Below are 16,643 nucleotides of genomic sequence, written 5' to 3' on the forward strand. Positions count from 1 at the left end.
TCTTATGGAGAAAAATACTGCACAGGAAAAAGCAATTCATCATAATCAAGGACCGATGATGCTTCTGGCGGGACCAGGTTCCGGAAAGACTACTACGATGACTAGAAGAGTAGAGGCGCTTATTCGGGAGCATCATGTAAATCCTGCACATATTCTGGTAGTTACTTTTACAAAGGCGGCTGCGAGAGAAATGAAGGAACGCTTTTTATCTCTCTGTCAAAAGTCCGGTGTCACAGAAAATTATCAGAGAGTGACTTTTGGAACCTTTCATGGTATTTTCTATGGTATTTTAAGACATGCTTATGGATTGACAGGGAAAAATATCATCAGCGAAGAGCAGCGCTATGATATGTTAAGAGAAATTATTTATAAACAGAGAATGGAAATAGAGGATGAAAAAGATTTTTTTGAAGGATTGATACAGGAAATCAGTCAAGTGAAAAATAATCGAATTCCTCTGGAACATTATTATTCTAAGAATTGTCCGGACGAAATATTCCGGACAATTTATTATACTTATGTAAATGGATGCAGACAGGCCCGGCTGCTGGACTTTGATGATATGCTTTTGTATTGTTACGACTTACTGAAGAAAAGAACCGATATTTTAGCAGGCTGGCAGCAGAAATTTCAATATATTTTGGTAGATGAGTTTCAGGATATTAACCGACTTCAGTATGATATTGTAAAAATGTTGGCAGCACCTCAGAATAATCTGTTTATTGTGGGAGATGACGATCAGTCTATCTATGCATTTCGCGGTGCAAAACCGGAAATTATGATGCATTTTCCAAAGGATTTTCCTACGGTGAGGACAGAACTTTTGTCCTGTAATTATCGTTCTACTAAGAAAATTGTGGAAGCAGCAGGCAAAGTGATTTCCTACAATAAAAATAGATTTAAAAAGAAAATCTATACAGAAAATGAAGAGGGAAAGCCACTTAATATTCAGAAATTTGATACTGCAAGGCAGGAAGAGCTTTATGTAAAAGATTGTATTTTAAAATCTTATCAAGAAGGCTGTCCCTATGAAGAAATGGCAGTTTTATACAGAACAAATTCCGGAGCCAGATTTTTAATAGAGACGTTTATGGAATATCAAATACCTTTTCAGATGAGGGATGTTATGCCTAATATTTATGAGCATTGGATTGCACGCAATATGATTTCTTATATGAAACTGGCAATGGGTGACAGAAGCAGGAAAGAATTTCTCCAGATTATGAACCGTCCTAATCGCTATATATCAAGAGCTGCTTTAGAAGACTCTCAGGTATCTTTTGAAGCTCTCCGATGGTATTATGAAGGAAAAGACTGGCTGTGTGATCGGATTGATAAGCTGGAAGAAGACTTATATCTGCTGAAAAATATGACACCTTACGGCGCAATCAATTATATACGCAAAGGTATTGGATATGATGAGTATTTAAAAGATTATGCAGCTTATCGAAAACTGAAAACAGATGATTTTTACGAAGTTTTAGAAGAATTAGCAGAAAGCACCAAAGGTTATAAAACTTATCCGGAATGGTTTTCGCACATAGAGGAATATACACAAAATTTAAAAGAACAGGCAAAAAGTCAGCCAATTCAAAAAGAGGGTGTGATTATTTCTACTTTACATAGTATTAAAGGTTTGGAATTTGATAAGGTGTTTTTAATGGATGTAAACGAAGGCATGATACCATACCATAAAGCTGCCACAGACAGTGATATAGAGGAAGAACGACGCCTGTTTTATGTGGGAATGACAAGAGCCAGAAAAGAACTTTCCCTTTTGTTTATTAAGGAACGACATGAAAAACAGTTGGAGCCTTCTCGCTTTTTAAAGGAATGCGGATGGCAGGAGGAAAAGGATGGAAAAACCTCAAATTAAAATTTATATAGGAGAAATTGACCAATGGACAGAACTGTGTAATGCAGAAGATAGAGCAGAAAGCGTATGTGGAAAACTTCTGCTGCTATATGGTTTGCTTCAGCAAAAAGAATGGTATGAGCTTTTTATGGCAGATACTTTAAAGGAAGCATATCATAATCTGAAGGAGTATTTGGTATATGGTACTCATGGGAAACCTGCCCTTTTAGGAAAATCTGCTCCTCATTTTAATATCAGCCATTCTGGTAATTATGCGGTGTGTGCTTTATCAGAAATTCCCTGTGGAATTGACATACAGAAAAAAAAAGAGCTGAAGAACCGGCATATTTTTGAGAAAATCTTATCTACAAAGGAGCAGAATGAGGTGTTTTTGAGTAAAGATAAAACTTCTGCTTTTTATAAATACTGGACAAGGAAGGAAAGCTTTTTAAAGCTTACAGGACAGGGAATTACAGTAGATTTAAGAAAAATTCCCAAACCAGCATGGCAGGAAGATTTTGCACTGCAGGAAGATTATACAGGCTGTATCAGTGCTGACAGAGAATGTGAAGTGATTTATCAGCCGGTTTTGCCATCCTGTCTTTTGAAATTTTTTTCTTAATAAAAACTTTTGTTTTTCACATGCCTTTTATTAAGATTTTTTCTTTATAGTGAAGGACATGGAAACAAAGGAGGAAGAAATATGCAGGAAAAGACATTGAAAAAGGTATGGTATGGAAGTATTCTTTTTTATATAGTAACGTTGATATTTGCTTTTGGATATAACCTCTATACAGAGAACTACCATAGTGTGGGAATGGCATTTGTAGCTGTACTCACACCATGTATTGTGCCTTTGATTTTTAAGTTGTGTCATTGGAGAATTGTGTATGAGATTTATATTTTGTCCAATGTATTTACTTATTTTGCCAGTGTATGGGGAGGAGCTTTGAATGCTTACCGACTTTATGGTTTTGATAAAATCCTCCATTTTTCCAGTGGATGGTTGATTACGACAGCGGCGGTTATCCTGTATTTTGCTATTAAACGTGACAGAAAATTTCAGTCTAAAAGGGAATTTACTATTTTTCTTATCTTTATTAATGCGGTTAATATGGCAGTGGCACAGTTGTGGGAATTCTATGAATATGCTATGTTGATTTTCTTTAAAAACGATTGTATCAATCACTATACCCAGGGGGTTCATGACAGTATTACCGATATGCTGTGTGCCACAGTGGCAGGTATAGGTCTGACAGCTTTTATTGTTTTATATTATAAAAACGGAAGAAGAAACTTTTTTGTCAATATTTATGAGAAATTTTATGAGCGAAATATTGGCTGATACAAATTGGGGGATAAAAAATGTTCTATTTCAGTCATTTGTTGAGTGATGAAGAAACAAAGGAAGTAATACAGGAAACAGGAATGGGAGTAGAGTCTATTGAATTTTCTATTGCTGAAAATTTAGATGATTTTTCAAAAAAATTGCTTTCTTATGAGAAAAGACTAGAAAAAATGGGTTGTGAAAAGCTATTGCTTCATGGCCCTTTTTTGGATTTAAATCCTGTATCTTATGACTTATCTATTCGGTCTGTAACTATGAAAAGATATGAAGAAGCATATCAGGCAGCAAAGATTTTAGGAGCAAAGAAAATTGTCTATCACACCTGTTATGTACCGGATTTTTATCTTTTAATAGGATGGGCAGAGCGGATGGCAGAATTTTATAAGGAGTTTCTGTGGGATAAGGATAATTCCATAGAAATTGTTATGGAAAACGTATTAGACCGAATACCACAGCCCATGGCAGAGGTGGCAGAAAAAATAAAGCATCCGGCTTTTGGGCTTTGCCTTGATGTAGGTCACGCCAATTGTTATTCTAAAGTATCTTGTGAAGAGTGGTTTCAAACAGAGAAAAAGTATTTAAAACATATACATTTGCATGATAATAAAGGAGACAGAGATAGTCATTTGCAGTTAGGAAAAGGAAATATTTCCACAACGACAGTAAGAAAAATTTTACAGAAAAAACAAATAAAAACATGCACGATAGAATGCAGTACACAGGAGGCAGTAATTGCTTCATTTTATAGTGCAAAAGAGCTTTTAGGTAATTCTTTTCATGTGTCATAAAAAGGGATTGTCCTCATATATTATTCTAAGAGGTGAGATAAATGACAGAACAGGATATTACAAAACTGTTCCCCGCACATATAAGAAAAGCCCTTGGGCAAGCCCTTTTTGACAGAAACAAAATTTATGAAATCCGATTACGGGTCAATGCTCCTTTAATTGTGATTTATCAGGGGAAAGAATATTTTTTGACTTTAGAAGGAGCATTGACGAGGGAAGAAACTAAGGCATATCAAGTTCAGACAGAAGATTTAAAAGAGATGCTGGAATACATCAGTGGTTATTCTCTCTATGCCTTTGAAGAAGAAATACGCCAGGGCTTTCTTACCATTGTGGGAGGTCACAGAGTAGGAATTGCAGGAAAAACAATCTTAGACGGAAATAGGATTAAAAGTCTAAAATACATATCTTATATTAATCTTCGATTATCACATCAGATAAAGGGGTGTGCATCCCCTATACTTCCTTACATTATAAAAAACAGACAAATTTGCCATACCTTGATTATTTCTCCACCCAGATGTGGAAAAACCACACTTTTAAGAGACTTAATCCGTCAGGTCAGTAATGGAAATCGCTATATGCCCGGGGTTTCTGTAGGGGTAGTGGATGAACGCTCAGAAATTGCAGGATCTTATCAGGGAATACCACAAAATGATTTAGGAATACGAACAGATGTTTTGGACTGCTGCCCTAAGGCAGAAGGTATGATGATGCTTATTCGCTCAATGTCGCCGGAAGTAGTGGCGGTAGACGAGTTAGGGGATTATGAGGATATTCATGCCATAGAGTCTGTCATTCATTGTGGATGTAAACTTTTTGCAACGGTTCATGGAAGTTCTATAGAAGATATCAAGCGTAAACCTTTGCTTCAAAGACTGATGCAAGAGAAAGTTTTTGAACGCTACATTGTGTTATATAAGAAAGACTGTGCAGGACAGATAAAAGCTATCTATGACGAGCGTGGCACAGGGCTTTATGACGCTTCCCGAAGACAGGGGATTTTATGTTAAAAATAATGGGAACTGTGTTGGTTATTTTTGCTTGTTCCGCTTTAGGCTATAAAAAAAGTGCAGGAATTTCGGAAAGACTGTTTTTGCTTCGGGAAATTGAGAAAACATTGTTGCTTTTAATGGGAGAAATCACTTATAGGAAAGAAACCCTGCCGGAGGCTATGCTTCGTGTTTCCGGCAAGGTACAGGAACCTTTGTGTTGTTTTTTAGAAGAAACAGCAAAAATGGCACAGAAGTATCAGGGGGAACGCTTTGCCTGCATTTTTCGGGAAAATGCGGAAAAATATTTAAAGGAATGGAATGTGACACAGAAAGATTTTGAGGAATTTGTACAACTTGGAGAATATTTAGGATATTTAGACATGGATGTGCAGAAAAATACATTAGAGTGGTATTTACAACAATTAAAAACAGAAATTGATGCCCTCACAGAAGAAATGCCTGTAAAGAAGAAATTGTATCAGAGCTTAGGCGTTTTGTCAGGGATTTTTCTGGCAATTTTGTTACTGTAATATAGTATACAGGGAGGACACAGAGTGGAGGTAGGTTTATTATTTAAAATTGGTGCAGTAGGAATACTGGTATCTGTCCTGTGCCAGATATTAAAGCATAGTCAGCGGGAGGAACTGGCATTCTTGACAAGCCTGACAGGACTTCTTTTAGTATTATTCTGGATACTTCCTTATATTTACGATTTATTCCGTACAATTGAAGATTTATTTTCATTATAACAGGAGGGGATATGGAAGTTATAAAAGTTGTGATGATTGGAATTGCCGGAATGATGCTGGGGTTGCTTTTAAAAGGGACAAGACCGGAATATATGGTTTACATTAGCCTGGGAGCAGGAGTTTGTATTTTTTCTTATATGACGGAGAAAATTGCATATTTATTTTCTTCTGTTTTGCAGCTTCAAGAATACCTTCCTTTAGATACCAAATATTTTGTGATTTTATTAAAAATGATAGGGGCGGCTTATGTGGCACAATTTTCTTCGGGACTTTGCAAAGATGCTGGTTACAGTGCAGTTGCCTCGCAAATCGAAGTGTTTACAAAGCTGTATATGATGGTTTTGTCTATGCCTGTACTTTTGGCATTGATGGAAACAATTCGCAGCTTTTTATCATGAGAATAGAAAAAATACCAATGATAGTGCTGCTTTGTTTCCTTTTTGCAGCGCCGGTTCGGGCTTCTGATGAGAATGGCGGGGAAGACAGACAAGAAAAAATTTTAGACAGTATGGAACTGGAACAAGTGCAGGAAGCAGTTAATGAATTATTAGGAGAGGAAACTTTTCACGTAAAAGGGAGTATACAGAAAGCTCTTGCAGGAGAAGCGCCCTTTTCTATAGGGCAATTTTGGGAAATTGGAAAAAAGTTTTTATATCAACAGTTTTTACCGGATAAAAAAATTCTTGTTCAGGTAATCCTTCTTGTTTTGATAGCTTCATTGTTTTCTAATTTCACAGGGGTATTTGAAAAGGGAGAAACGGGAGAAATCAGTTTTTATATGGTATATCTTTTCCTGCTTACTATATTGATGAAAAGTTTTGGACAGATGAGCCATACCATTTCTTCCAGTTTGGAAGATTTTGTTCTTTTTATGAAAGCATTGATGCCCTCCTATTTTCTGGCAGTAACAGCAGCGGGAGGCGTAGCGAGCGCTATGATTTTTTATAACATGGTGCTGGCTGTGATTTACGTCATCCAGATTGTTTTGTTGAAATTGGTGATACCGGGCATTCATCTTTTTGTGCTGTTTCAGTTGGTAAATTATCTTCATAAAGAGGACATTCTTTCGAAAATGGCTGAGTTTTTTAAAATGATTTTAGAATGGACACTGCATACCTGTGTGGCAGTTCTGGTCGGCATGCAGATTATTCAAAATATGATATCTCCGGCAGTGGACTCTTTAAAAAGAGAGGTTATAGGAAAGACAGCAGCCGCTATTCCGGCAGTGGGAAATGCTATTGATGGCGTGACAGAGGTGGCTCTTGGAACAGCCGTGCTTATTCGAAACTGTATTGGCGTGGTGGGAATTCTGGTTTTACTCCTTTTAGGACTGCCCCCCATTATTCGTCTGGGGATAACCACCTTGACCTATAAGCTTTTGGCAGCCGTTGTCCAGCCTGTGGCAGACAAACGAATGACAGGATGCCTCTCCACCATGGGAGAAGGCTGCAGATTACTCCTGAGAGTATTATTAACGGTAGAATTACTGTCATTAATCACTATTGCCATTTTATCCGTTTCATTTGTTTCCCATTAATAGTATAAAAATATTTGTTCAGATGCAACGACATGTTGTTTTGCAAACAATTGGAACATTTTTGTGATTTTTCGAGCATAGCGATGCTTTGGGAGCTGTGTTTGAGTGCGTAAGCACGAGTTTGGCGGACAAAGCATCTATAAGCGGCGCAGAAAAATAAGAAAATGGACAGTTTGCAGGGGAACATGGAGCAGCATCTGCCAAAGTTTTTTATCACATTTGTTTGAGAAAGAAGGAGAAAATGTATGCTCTCACAACTATATTCCTGGCTTCAAAACGTAGTTTGTTATTTTCTTCTGCTGACGGTAGTTATGAATTTACTTCCTGATGACAGTTACAAAAAATATATTCGCTACTATATGGGTTTGCTGCTTATTTTGACATTCCTGTCTCCTGTTTTTCAGATTGCAGATATTGGGCAAAAACTGGAGTCTTATATGGAAAACTTTGAAGGATTTGAAACGGAAGCACAACAGTGGGAAGAAAAAGCAGAAGCATGGGAACAGAGCTGGGAGGAGGAGACAGAAATTATAAGAGGGCAGGAGGTAGAACCATGAAGTTTTTGCAGGGAATGATGAAAAAGGAGAAACTGTTTGTCATCCTTCTCATTGGGCTGCTTTTACTGATTGCAGCACTTCCGGTAAAAGAAAGAGAAACATTAAAGACACAGCAGGAGGAATACAGTGTAACAGAGCCGGCAAAAGAACAGAAGGATTGGCAGCAGCAGATGGAAGAACAGTTAGAGGAAGTATTGGAGAAAGTAAAGGGGGTAGGAAAAGCAGAAGTTATACTCACCTGCGAAGGAACAGAAAAAAATCTGGTAGAAAAAGACGAAAAAGATACGGTTTATACAAAGGATGCAAAAGGCAATCAGATCCCTTACCTTACATCACAGCAATATCCAAAGGTTATTGGCGTGGTGGTGGTAGCAGAGGGAGGTGATAATCCTGTAATTATTGGTAATATTCAGGAGGCAGTACAGGTATTATTTCAGGTAGAAGCCCATAAAATTAAAGTAATGAAAATGAATTAGAGGAGAATGTTGCATGAAAAAAATCTTCAAGAAAAATCAGGTCATTATTACAGCTCTGGCAATTATGATTGCTGTGGCAGGGTATATCAATTACTCAGACAATCATCTGGGAATTGATAAAACACTGAAGAAGGCAAGTACAAAAACCTCAGAAAAAGATGCTAAGACAGCATCGGAAACAGATGCTATTGTAGAAGAAATTGAAAGTCTGGATTATGATATTACAGATGAAACGGCCATGGCTGAAGAAGAAAATGAAAAAGAAAAAGAGACACCGGGAGAAGCTGTACTTACAGGCGCTTCCGGCTTTGTGGCAGAGGCAAAAGTAAGCAGAGAACAGGTGCGTTCTGCCAATAAAGAAACATTGTTGGAAATTATTAATAATGAAAATTTAGGAGAGGATCAGAAACAAGAAGCTGTAAATTCCATGGTCAATATGACTAATCTTGCAGAGCAGGAAGAGGCAGCAGAGCTGCTGCTTGACGCGCAGGGATTTCAGAATGTGGTAGTAAATCTTACCGGTGACAGTGCAGATGTTATTGTACCAAAAGAATATATGGAAGATGCAAACAGAGCGCAGATTGAAGATATTGTAAAAAGAAAAACAGATGTAGCAGCAGAAAAGATTGTGATTACTCCTTTGGACAGCGGAACAGAGGAAAATGAATAAATCCCCTTGACACATATTTACGGGTATACTAAAATAGCGTCAGTGTGCTATATGAAATGAAGGAGGGCCTAAAGTGGCTGACTATACGAAAGAAATTACAAAAAGACGTACATTTGCAATTATTTCTCACCCTGACGCAGGTAAAACGACTCTGACAGAGAAGTTCCTGCTCTATGGCGGTGCGATTAATCTGGCAGGAAGCGTAAAAGGAAAAGCAACTGCCCGCCATGCAGTTTCGGACTGGATGGAGATAGAAAAAGAGAGAGGTATTTCTGTTACTTCCTCTGTATTACAGTTTAATTATGATGGCTATTGTATCAATATTTTGGATACACCAGGACATCAGGATTTCTCAGAGGATACTTATCGTACTTTGATGGCAGCAGACTCAGCCGTAATGGTAATTGATGCCTCAAAGGGTGTGGAGGCGCAGACCAGAAAGCTTTTTAAAGTCTGTGCTATGCGAAATATTCCTATCTTTACATTTATTAATAAGCTGGACAGAGATGCCAACGATACTTTTGATTTATTAGACGAAATTGAAAAAGAACTGGGAATTCCAACATGCCCTATTAACTGGCCCATTGGATCCGGAAAGAAATTCAGAGGTGTTTACGACAGAGAGACAGGAAAGGTTCTGACTTTCTCAGATACTATGAAAGGCACAAAAGAAGGTCTGGAAGAAGAAATTGCTTTAGATGAACCACGTATTGATGAAGTCTTAGATCCGGAGCAGAAGGAACAACTTTTAGAAGAAATCGAGCTGTTAGATGGAGCGAGTGCTGAATTTGATCAGGAGCTTGTAGACCAGGGAAAACTTTCTCCTGTGTGCTTTGGTTCTGCTCTTACCAACTTTGGTGTGGAAACCTTCTTAAAACATTTCCTGAAAATGACTTCCACACCACTTCCGCGAAAAGCAGATATTGGAGAAGTGGATCCTTTAACAGAAGATTTTTCTGCTTTTGTATTTAAAATACAGGCGAATATGAATAAAAATCACAGAGATAGAATTGCGTTTATGAGAATTTGTTCCGGTAAATTTGAAGCATCAAAAGAAGTGTTTCATGTACAGGGAAATAAAAAAATGCGTCTTTCCCAGCCGCAGCAGATGATGGCACAGGACAGACATGTAGTAGAAGAAGCTTATGCAGGAGATATTATTGGTGTTTTTGATCCGGGAATTTTCTCCATTGGTGACACAGTATGTACACCGGGTAAAAAGTTTCAGTATGAAGGTATTCCGACCTTTGCGCCTGAGCATTTTGCCCGTGTGCGTCTGTTAGACAGCATGAAACGTAAGCAGTTTGTTAAAGGAATTAACCAGATTGCTCAGGAAGGTGCAATTCAGATTTTCCAGGAAATCATGGGCGGTATGGAAGAAATTATCGTAGGTGTTGTAGGTGTTCTTCAGTTTGACGTATTAAAATATCGTCTGGAGAATGAATATAACGTTGATATTCGACTGGAAGCTCTGCCTTACGAGCATATCCGCTGGATTGAAAATAAAGAGGAAGTGGATGTGAAACGTCTTACAGGTACTTCAGATATGAAGAAGGTCATGGATATGAAAGGAAATCCATTGCTGCTGTTTATTAACAGTTGGAGTATTGGCATGACTTTAGACAGAAATGAAGGGCTGAAGCTGGCAGAATTTTCAAGAAACTAAAAAAGAAACAAATACAGAAAGTGGTTTTTTGCGGGAAAAGCAAAAAACCACTTTTAATTTATGGAGGCTTTTGGTATAATAAGAGACAGGATATTCCTATTAGGAGGTTAAAATCAGAATGGAAGATAGAAACAGATATAAAATACATGATAATGGCTCTCTTGGGGAAGTACAAATTGCAGATGAAGTAGTGGCTATTATTGCAGGTCTGGCAGCAACAGAGGTAGAAGGTGTTGGCTCTATGGCAGGCAACATTACAAATGAGCTGGTTGGCAAGCTGGGCATGAAGGTACTTTCAAAAGGTGTGAAAGTAGATGTTTTAGAAGATGTAGTTTGTGTAGATTTAGCACTTAATATTGAGTATGGATTTAACATTTTAGAAACAAGCAAAAAAGTTCAGGAAAGAGTAAAGGCTTCTATTGAAAATATGACAGGTCTTACTGTTTCTGATGTAAATGTGCGCATTGCAAGCGTAGAGATTGAAAAGACAAAATAGTTCATTGACAAGTTCACAGCTAAAAGAGAAGAGAGGTAAGGTGTCTTTTTTAGGGCACCTTATTTTTGCTATAGGAAAATTTTAGGAAAGATACGTGCAGGAGGAAGAAATATGGGAAGACGAGAAATGAGAGAACACATCTTCAAACTTCTTTTTTTAGGAGAGTTTAATGAAACAGCAGAGATGCCGGAGCAGATACAGTTATATTTTGATGGACTTTCAGATTTACAGCCAACAGAGCAGGCTTATATGGAAAATAAATATGCTTTGGTGAAAGAACATTTAGAAGAAATTGACGCTTTATTAAATGAAAAGTCAGCAGGATGGAAGACAAAGAGAATGAGCAAAGTAGATTTAAATATTCTTCGTCTGGCTGTTTATGAAATGAAATATGATGAAGATGTACCGGTAAAAGTAGCAATCAATGAAGCAGTTGAAATCAGTAAGAGCTTTGGCGGAGACGACTCTGCTTCTTTCGTCAATGGAATACTGGGTAAAATAGCAAGGGAAGATTTATGAACAGTATCTACTCCGTAGGTCAGATAAACAATTATATTAAAAATATGTTTCAGCAGGATTTTCTGTTGAATAAAGTGAGTATAAAAGGTGAAGTATCAAACTGTAAGTATCATACTTCCGGTCATATTTACTTTTCTCTGAAAGACGAAACAGGGGCTCTTGCCTGTGTTATGTTTGCAGGACAGAGAAAAGGTCTGGCATTTCCTATGAAAAACGGGGATAAAGTCGTTGTAAGCGGGAGTGTCAGTGTATATGAAAGAGACGGTAAGTATCAGCTTTATGCGAAAGAAATTACTTTAGAAGGAGCCGGTGTTTTATACGAACGTTTTCTGGCATTGAAAGCAGAGCTGGAAGAAATGGGAATGTTTGCCAAAGAATATAAACAACCTATTCCGGCTTATGCAAAAACAGTGGGAATTGTGACAGCTCCAACCGGTGCTGCAATACAGGATATCCGAAATGTAGCAGGAAGAAGAAACCCTTATACTCAGCTTATTTTGTATCCGGCGCTGGTACAGGGAGAGGGCGCTAAAGAAAGCATTATCGAAGGCATTGAGAAACTGGATGATTATGGTGTGGACGTAATTATCGTGGGACGTGGCGGCGGTTCTATGGAAGATTTATGGGCGTTTAATGAAGAGAATGTAGCAAGAGCTATTTTTAATTGTAAAACACCGATAATTTCTGCTGTAGGACATGAAACAGATACTACCATTGCGGATTTTGTGGCAGATTTACGCGCTCCTACACCTTCGGCAGCAGCAGAGCTGGCTGTGGCTGACATTCGAGGACTATTTCAGACTCTTGAACATTATCGTCAGAAGTTTTCAAGAAATCTGGAAAATAAAATTCAACTTTTACAGCAGCAGATAAAACATTATGAAAATCGTTTGATGTATGGAAGCCCTGAGTTTCAAATAAGAGAAAAACGCACGCGTCTGTTGGACTTGGAAAGCAGAATGCAGAGCGCAATGGAAAACCAGATTTTTCATGCCAGACAGAATTTGAATATTTATATTGAGCGAATGAAAGGCCTGTCACCACTTGAAAAATTAAATCAAGGATTTTCTTATGTGGAAAATCAAAAAGGTTCTGCAGTTACCAGTACTTCTCAGGTGAAAGCGGGAGAAGTATTGAATATTCAGGTGACAGACGGACAGATTATAACAAAAGTAACTGATATAAAAAGAAAAGAGAGGAGCATAGAGAGTGACTGAAAAACAGACAGAAGAAGTAACCATTGAGGAAGGCTTGCAGGAGCTGGATAAAATTGTGGAAAAGTTAGAAAGCAGAGATATTTCCCTGGAAGACTCCTTTACTATGTATCAAAAAGGAATGGAAGTATTAAAACACTGTAGTCAGAAAATTGATATGGTTGAGAAAAAAATGCTCCAGATGAATAAAGATGGTGATTTAAGTGAATTTTAAAACTGAACTTCAACAAAGAACAGATTTTGCAGAAACTGTTATTGAGAAATACCTTCCGGACGAAGGTGGATTTTCAGGAAAGATGGCAGAAGCTGTGAATTACAGCATGAGAGCAGGCGGAAAACGTTTAAGGCCTGTGTTTATGAGAGAAACCTACAGTATGCTGGGTGGAGAAGGGGAGATTATTGAGCCTTTTATGGCGGCATTGGAGATGATTCATACCCATTCTTTAATTCACGATGATTTGCCGGCTCTTGATAATGATGAATACAGACGTGGCAAACCAACTACACATATTGTTTTTGGAGAAGCTGCTGCTGTTCTGGCAGGGGACGCACTGTTAAATTATGCCTATGAAACGGCTTTTCATGCATTTGATATGGCGAAAAGTGAAACAGAGCTTCATCGAGTGGCTGAAGCACTGAAAGTTTTGGCAGAGAAAACAGGAATAAAAGGAATGCTGGGAGGTCAGGGGGTTGATGTAGAAAATGATGGTAAACTTCTTGAAAAACAGCTTCTGGATTATATATATGAAAATAAAACTTCAGCTTTAATAGAGGCTGCTCTTATGATTGGAGGAATTCTTGCCGGAACTTCAGATGTTGACAAGCTTGAGAAAATAGGCAGGAAAATTGGTATTGCTTTTCAGATACAGGATGATATTTTAGACGTTATCAGCAGTGAAGAAGAGCTTGGAAAGCCGATAGGAAGCGATGAAAAAAATAACAAGACCACGTATGTGACCTTAGAAGGTATTGAAAAAGCGGGGAGCGAGGTGCAGAGGCTTACAAATGAAGCAATTCAGCTTCTGAATGAAATTGCAGAAGAAAAAAGTTTTCTGGAAGAATTGTTTCAGGCTTTATGTACCCGCAGAAAATAGAGGTGCATTACGAATGATTTTAGAAAATATAAAAAAAGAAAACGATATTAAAAAAGTGCCCTTGGAAGATTTTGGACAGCTTGCACAGGAAATCCGAGAATTTCTTTTAGAGCATGTAAGTAAAACAGGGGGGCATCTGGCATCAAACCTAGGCGTGGTAGAACTTACTATGGCGCTGCATTATGTTTTTCGTCTGCCAGAGGATAAACTTATCTGGGATGTAGGACACCAATCTTATACTCACAAGATTTTAACAGGAAGAAAAGCAGGATTTGACGGACTTCGTACAATGGGCGGCATGAGCGGTTTCCCAAAAAGATGTGAAAGCGCCTGTGATGCTTTTGATACAGGGCACAGTTCTACTTCTATATCTGCAGGTGTGGGATATGTAAGAGCGAGAGATTTAAAACAGGAAAACTACCATGTGGTATCCATTATCGGGGATGGCGCCCTTACAGGCGGAATGGCGTATGAGGCGTTAAATAATGCTTCCGTTTTGAAGAAAAACTTTATTATTGTTTTAAATGATAATGAAATGTCCATATCTGAAAATGTGGGTGGAATATCCAGCTATTTGAGCAATGTTCGGACTGCAGAAGGCTATCAGGAGTTCAAAACAGGAGTAAAAAACAGTCTCAGTAAAATCCCGGGAATTGGTCCTGCTACTATTAAACGTCTGCATAAAACAAAGGATAGTATTAAACGACTGGTAATTCCCGGAATGTTTTTTGAAGATATGGGAATTACCTATTTAGGACCGGTAAATGGGCATGACTGTTCCAGACTTATTCAGGTGTTTCAGGAAGCAAAGAAAATTTCAGGACCTGTGCTGGTGCATGTGAAAACAGAAAAGGGCAGAGGATATGAACCTGCCATGCGTCATCCTGCCCGCTTTCACGGAACAGCAGCCTTTGACTTGGAAAATGGTCTTCCATTAAGCTGCAGCGGAAAGGCAAATTATACAGACATTTTTTCTACCGTTATGCGAAAATTCGGTGACAGAGATGAACGTGTGGTGGCAGTTACGGCAGCTATGCCGGATGGAACTGGATTAAAGCGTTTTCGCAATATGTTTCCGGAACGTTTCTTTGATGTAGGAATTGCAGAAGAACATGCGGTGACTTTTGCAGCAGGTCTTGCTTTAGGCGGTATGATACCGGTAGTGGCAATTTATTCATCTTTTTTACAAAGAGCAGTAGACCAGATGATTGAGGATGTATGTCTGCAAAATCTCCATGTGATTTTTGCAGTAGACAGAGCAGGTCTGGTAGGAAGTGACGGAGAAACACATCAGGGATGTTTTGATTTAACGTACTTATCTATGATACCGAATATGACGGTTATGGCTCCTAAAAATAAATGGGAGCTTTCCGATATGATGAAATTTGCGGTTGGTTATGATGGACCGATTGCTATTCGCTATCCAAGAGGAGAGGCTTATGACGGGCTGGAAGAGTATAGAGCCCCTGTCTTAAAAGGCCGCAGTGAAATGATTTACGAAGGAGAGTCTATTGCCCTTCTTCCAGTGGGAAGTATGGTAAAAACTGCATGTCAGGTTTATGAAATGTTGAAAGAAGAGGGAGAAAATCCGACTCTTGTAAATGCCAGATTTGTAAAGCCGCTGGATGAAAAAATGCTGGACAGACTGGCAAAAGAACATTCTTTGCTTGTGACTATGGAAGAAAATGTACAAAAAGGCGGCTTTGGAAGTGCAGTGCTTGACTATATGCATAGACAACATCCTCAGGTTCGAGTACTGAATGTTGCACTTCCGGATCGATTTATTGAACATGGAAATCCTGAAAAATTAAAAGAAAAAGCAGGAATTGATGCTGTTTCTGTTTATAAAAGAGTTAAGGAGGCAAAATGAATGAAGGAACGTCTTGATGTTTTGCTTGTAAAAAGAGGGCTGGCAGTTTCCAGAGAAAAGGCAAAAGCTGTTATTATGGCAGGAAACGTATATGTAGATAATCAAAAGGAAGACAAAGCCGGAACAATGTTTCAGGAAACTGTAAATATTGAAGTTCGTGGAAATACTTTAAAATATGTCAGCCGTGGCGGATTGAAATTGGAAAAAGCAATGAGCCATTTTGGAGTTGCTTTAGAAAATAAGGTTTGTATGGACGTAGGTTCTTCTACAGGAGGATTTACAGACTGTATGCTGCAAAACGGCGCTATAAAAGTATATGCGATTGATGTTGGTCATGGACAGTTAGACTGGAAACTTCGTAACGATTCTCGTGTTGTTTGTATGGAGAAGACGAATATCCGTTATGTTGTGCCGGAAGATTTACAGGAAGCGGCTGATTTTTCTTCAATCGATGTATCGTTTATTTCTCTTACAAAGGTTTTGCTGCCTGTCTATAATTTGTTGAAAGAAGACGGCGAGGTAGTGTGTCTGATTAAGCCTCAGTTTGAAGCAGGCAGAGAAAAGGTTGGAAAAAAAGGTGTGGTAAGAGAACCTGAGGTGCATGAGGAAGTTATTGAAAAAGTAATTGATTATGCCCGTAGTATTAATTATGCTACCTTGCACTTAGAGTATTCACCTATAAAGGGACCGGAAGGAAATATTGAATATTTACTTCACTTAAAAAAGAAAAAAGACAAAATTCCAGAGGATGTTTTGCTGGATGTCAAAGGAACCGTGGCAAACGCACACAAAGAACTGGATAAATAGAG

Annotated in this window: 20 protein-coding genes; all 20 read left to right on the forward strand. The window is 38.3% G+C overall.

The genetic code is table 11. The features are described 5' to 3' along the window. Positions 1-4 precede the first annotated feature (4 nt). The 20 genes from BQ7352_RS09140 (at position 5) to BQ7352_RS09235 (ending at position 16,641) form a co-directional block, all read left to right on the forward strand. On the forward strand, positions 5-1,876 hold the full coding sequence (locus BQ7352_RS09140; RefSeq protein WP_072448925.1) for an ATP-dependent helicase: 1,872 nt from the start codon (positions 5-7) through the stop codon (positions 1,874-1,876). Next, the gene (locus BQ7352_RS09145) at positions 1,857-2,477 is read left to right on the forward strand and encodes a 4'-phosphopantetheinyl transferase family protein (RefSeq protein ID WP_072448926.1); all 621 of its coding nucleotides are present in this window, start codon (positions 1,857-1,859) and stop codon (positions 2,475-2,477) included. The genes BQ7352_RS09140 and BQ7352_RS09145 overlap by 20 nt, the downstream gene beginning before the upstream one ends. A gap of 81 nt (positions 2,478-2,558) precedes the next feature. Then, positions 2,559-3,200: a hypothetical protein gene (locus tag BQ7352_RS09150; protein ID WP_072448927.1), complete on the forward strand. Its 642-nt coding sequence runs from the start codon at positions 2,559-2,561 to the stop codon at positions 3,198-3,200. Positions 3,201-3,220: 20 nt separating this feature from the next. Continuing rightward, positions 3,221-3,991, forward strand: coding sequence for a sugar phosphate isomerase/epimerase family protein (locus BQ7352_RS09155; RefSeq protein ID WP_072448928.1), 771 nt, complete (start codon positions 3,221-3,223; stop codon positions 3,989-3,991). 41 nt (positions 3,992-4,032) lie between these two features. Next, on the forward strand, positions 4,033-5,004 hold the full coding sequence (spoIIIAA, locus tag BQ7352_RS09160; RefSeq protein WP_072448929.1) for a stage III sporulation protein AA: 972 nt from the start codon (positions 4,033-4,035) through the stop codon (positions 5,002-5,004). Further along, complete coding sequence (locus BQ7352_RS09165; protein WP_072448930.1) at positions 4,998-5,516, forward strand: stage III sporulation protein AB; 519 nt, start codon at positions 4,998-5,000, stop codon at positions 5,514-5,516. Before spoIIIAA ends, BQ7352_RS09165 begins: the two co-directional genes overlap by 7 nt. A 24-nt stretch (positions 5,517-5,540) precedes the next feature. Beyond that, entirely contained in the window at positions 5,541-5,735 is a 195-nt protein-coding gene (gene spoIIIAC / locus BQ7352_RS09170) for a stage III sporulation protein AC (RefSeq protein ID WP_003019897.1), read from the forward strand. An 11-nt stretch (positions 5,736-5,746) separates the two neighbouring features. After that, positions 5,747-6,133: a SpoIIIAC/SpoIIIAD family protein gene (locus BQ7352_RS09175; protein ID WP_072448931.1), complete on the forward strand. Its 387-nt coding sequence runs from the start codon at positions 5,747-5,749 to the stop codon at positions 6,131-6,133. After that, positions 6,130-7,272, forward strand: coding sequence for a stage III sporulation protein AE (locus BQ7352_RS09180; protein ID WP_072448932.1), 1,143 nt, complete (start codon positions 6,130-6,132; stop codon positions 7,270-7,272). Before BQ7352_RS09175 ends, BQ7352_RS09180 begins: the two co-directional genes overlap by 4 nt. A 245-nt stretch (positions 7,273-7,517) precedes the next feature. Then, on the forward strand, positions 7,518-7,829 hold the full coding sequence (locus tag BQ7352_RS09185; RefSeq protein ID WP_072448933.1) for a stage III sporulation protein AF: 312 nt from the start codon (positions 7,518-7,520) through the stop codon (positions 7,827-7,829). Then, the gene (locus BQ7352_RS09190) at positions 7,826-8,305 is read left to right on the forward strand and encodes a stage III sporulation protein AG (protein ID WP_072448934.1); all 480 of its coding nucleotides are present in this window, start codon (positions 7,826-7,828) and stop codon (positions 8,303-8,305) included. The genes BQ7352_RS09185 and BQ7352_RS09190 overlap by 4 nt, the downstream gene beginning before the upstream one ends. Before the next feature lie 13 nt (positions 8,306-8,318). After that, positions 8,319-8,975, forward strand: a complete 657-nt coding sequence (locus tag BQ7352_RS09195) for a SpoIIIAH-like family protein (RefSeq protein WP_072448935.1) — start codon at positions 8,319-8,321, stop codon at positions 8,973-8,975. A gap of 73 nt (positions 8,976-9,048) precedes the next feature. Continuing rightward, positions 9,049-10,641: a peptide chain release factor 3 gene (locus BQ7352_RS09200; protein WP_072448936.1), complete on the forward strand. Its 1,593-nt coding sequence runs from the start codon at positions 9,049-9,051 to the stop codon at positions 10,639-10,641. Positions 10,642-10,759: 118 nt separating this feature from the next. Then, a complete protein-coding gene (locus tag BQ7352_RS09205) occupies positions 10,760-11,137 on the forward strand; it encodes an Asp23/Gls24 family envelope stress response protein (protein WP_072448937.1) in 378 nt (125 codons plus the stop codon). A gap of 111 nt (positions 11,138-11,248) precedes the next feature. Then, the gene (gene nusB, locus BQ7352_RS09210; protein WP_072448938.1) at positions 11,249-11,656 is read left to right on the forward strand and encodes a transcription antitermination factor NusB; all 408 of its coding nucleotides are present in this window, start codon (positions 11,249-11,251) and stop codon (positions 11,654-11,656) included. Then, complete coding sequence (xseA, locus tag BQ7352_RS09215) at positions 11,653-12,873, forward strand: exodeoxyribonuclease VII large subunit (RefSeq protein WP_072448939.1); 1,221 nt, start codon at positions 11,653-11,655, stop codon at positions 12,871-12,873. Before nusB ends, xseA begins: the two co-directional genes overlap by 4 nt. After that, positions 12,866-13,084 (forward strand): exodeoxyribonuclease VII small subunit, encoded by a 219-nt coding sequence (gene xseB, locus BQ7352_RS09220; RefSeq protein ID WP_072448940.1) that lies wholly within the window; start codon positions 12,866-12,868, stop codon positions 13,082-13,084. Before xseA ends, xseB begins: the two co-directional genes overlap by 8 nt. Next, positions 13,074-13,964, forward strand: coding sequence for a polyprenyl synthetase family protein (locus BQ7352_RS09225; protein ID WP_072448941.1), 891 nt, complete (start codon positions 13,074-13,076; stop codon positions 13,962-13,964). Before xseB ends, BQ7352_RS09225 begins: the two co-directional genes overlap by 11 nt. 13 nt (positions 13,965-13,977) lie before the next feature. After that, on the forward strand, positions 13,978-15,834 hold the full coding sequence (gene dxs / locus BQ7352_RS09230; protein ID WP_072448942.1) for a 1-deoxy-D-xylulose-5-phosphate synthase: 1,857 nt from the start codon (positions 13,978-13,980) through the stop codon (positions 15,832-15,834). After that, positions 15,835-16,641, forward strand: coding sequence for a TlyA family RNA methyltransferase (locus BQ7352_RS09235; protein WP_072448943.1), 807 nt, complete (start codon positions 15,835-15,837; stop codon positions 16,639-16,641). The last annotated feature ends 2 nt before the right edge of the window (positions 16,642-16,643 follow it).

Origin of the sequence: Blautia sp. Marseille-P3201T (assembly GCF_900120295.1) — a bacterium.
GTDB lineage: Bacteria > Bacillota > Clostridia > Lachnospirales > Lachnospiraceae > Blautia.

Excerpts from the sequence above, each read along its gene's own strand:
- BQ7352_RS09195 (WP_072448935.1), top strand. The coding sequence starts at position 8,319 with ATGAAAAAAATCTTCAAGAAAAATCAGGTCATTATTACAGCTCTGGCA.
- BQ7352_RS09190 (WP_072448934.1), top strand. The coding sequence starts at position 7,826 with ATGAAGTTTTTGCAGGGAATGATGAAAAAGGAGAAACTGTTTGTCATC.
- BQ7352_RS09165 (WP_072448930.1), top strand. The coding sequence starts at position 4,998 with ATGTTAAAAATAATGGGAACTGTGTTGGTTATTTTTGCTTGTTCCGCT.
- spoIIIAA (WP_072448929.1), top strand. The coding sequence starts at position 4,033 with ATGACAGAACAGGATATTACAAAACTGTTCCCCGCACATATAAGAAAA.
- xseA (WP_072448939.1), top strand. The coding sequence starts at position 11,653 with ATGAACAGTATCTACTCCGTAGGTCAGATAAACAATTATATTAAAAAT.
- BQ7352_RS09180 (WP_072448932.1), top strand. The coding sequence starts at position 6,130 with ATGAGAATAGAAAAAATACCAATGATAGTGCTGCTTTGTTTCCTTTTT.
- BQ7352_RS09155 (WP_072448928.1), top strand. The coding sequence starts at position 3,221 with ATGTTCTATTTCAGTCATTTGTTGAGTGATGAAGAAACAAAGGAAGTA.
- BQ7352_RS09235 (WP_072448943.1), top strand. The coding sequence starts at position 15,835 with ATGAAGGAACGTCTTGATGTTTTGCTTGTAAAAAGAGGGCTGGCAGTT.
- BQ7352_RS09140 (WP_072448925.1), top strand. The coding sequence starts at position 5 with ATGGAGAAAAATACTGCACAGGAAAAAGCAATTCATCATAATCAAGGA.
- BQ7352_RS09150 (WP_072448927.1), top strand. The coding sequence starts at position 2,559 with ATGCAGGAAAAGACATTGAAAAAGGTATGGTATGGAAGTATTCTTTTT.
- nusB (WP_072448938.1), top strand. The coding sequence starts at position 11,249 with ATGGGAAGACGAGAAATGAGAGAACACATCTTCAAACTTCTTTTTTTA.
- BQ7352_RS09175 (WP_072448931.1), top strand. The coding sequence starts at position 5,747 with ATGGAAGTTATAAAAGTTGTGATGATTGGAATTGCCGGAATGATGCTG.
- dxs (WP_072448942.1), top strand. The coding sequence starts at position 13,978 with ATGATTTTAGAAAATATAAAAAAAGAAAACGATATTAAAAAAGTGCCC.
- BQ7352_RS09145 (WP_072448926.1), top strand. The coding sequence starts at position 1,857 with ATGGAAAAACCTCAAATTAAAATTTATATAGGAGAAATTGACCAATGG.
- BQ7352_RS09185 (WP_072448933.1), top strand. The coding sequence starts at position 7,518 with ATGCTCTCACAACTATATTCCTGGCTTCAAAACGTAGTTTGTTATTTT.
- BQ7352_RS09205 (WP_072448937.1), top strand. The coding sequence starts at position 10,760 with ATGGAAGATAGAAACAGATATAAAATACATGATAATGGCTCTCTTGGG.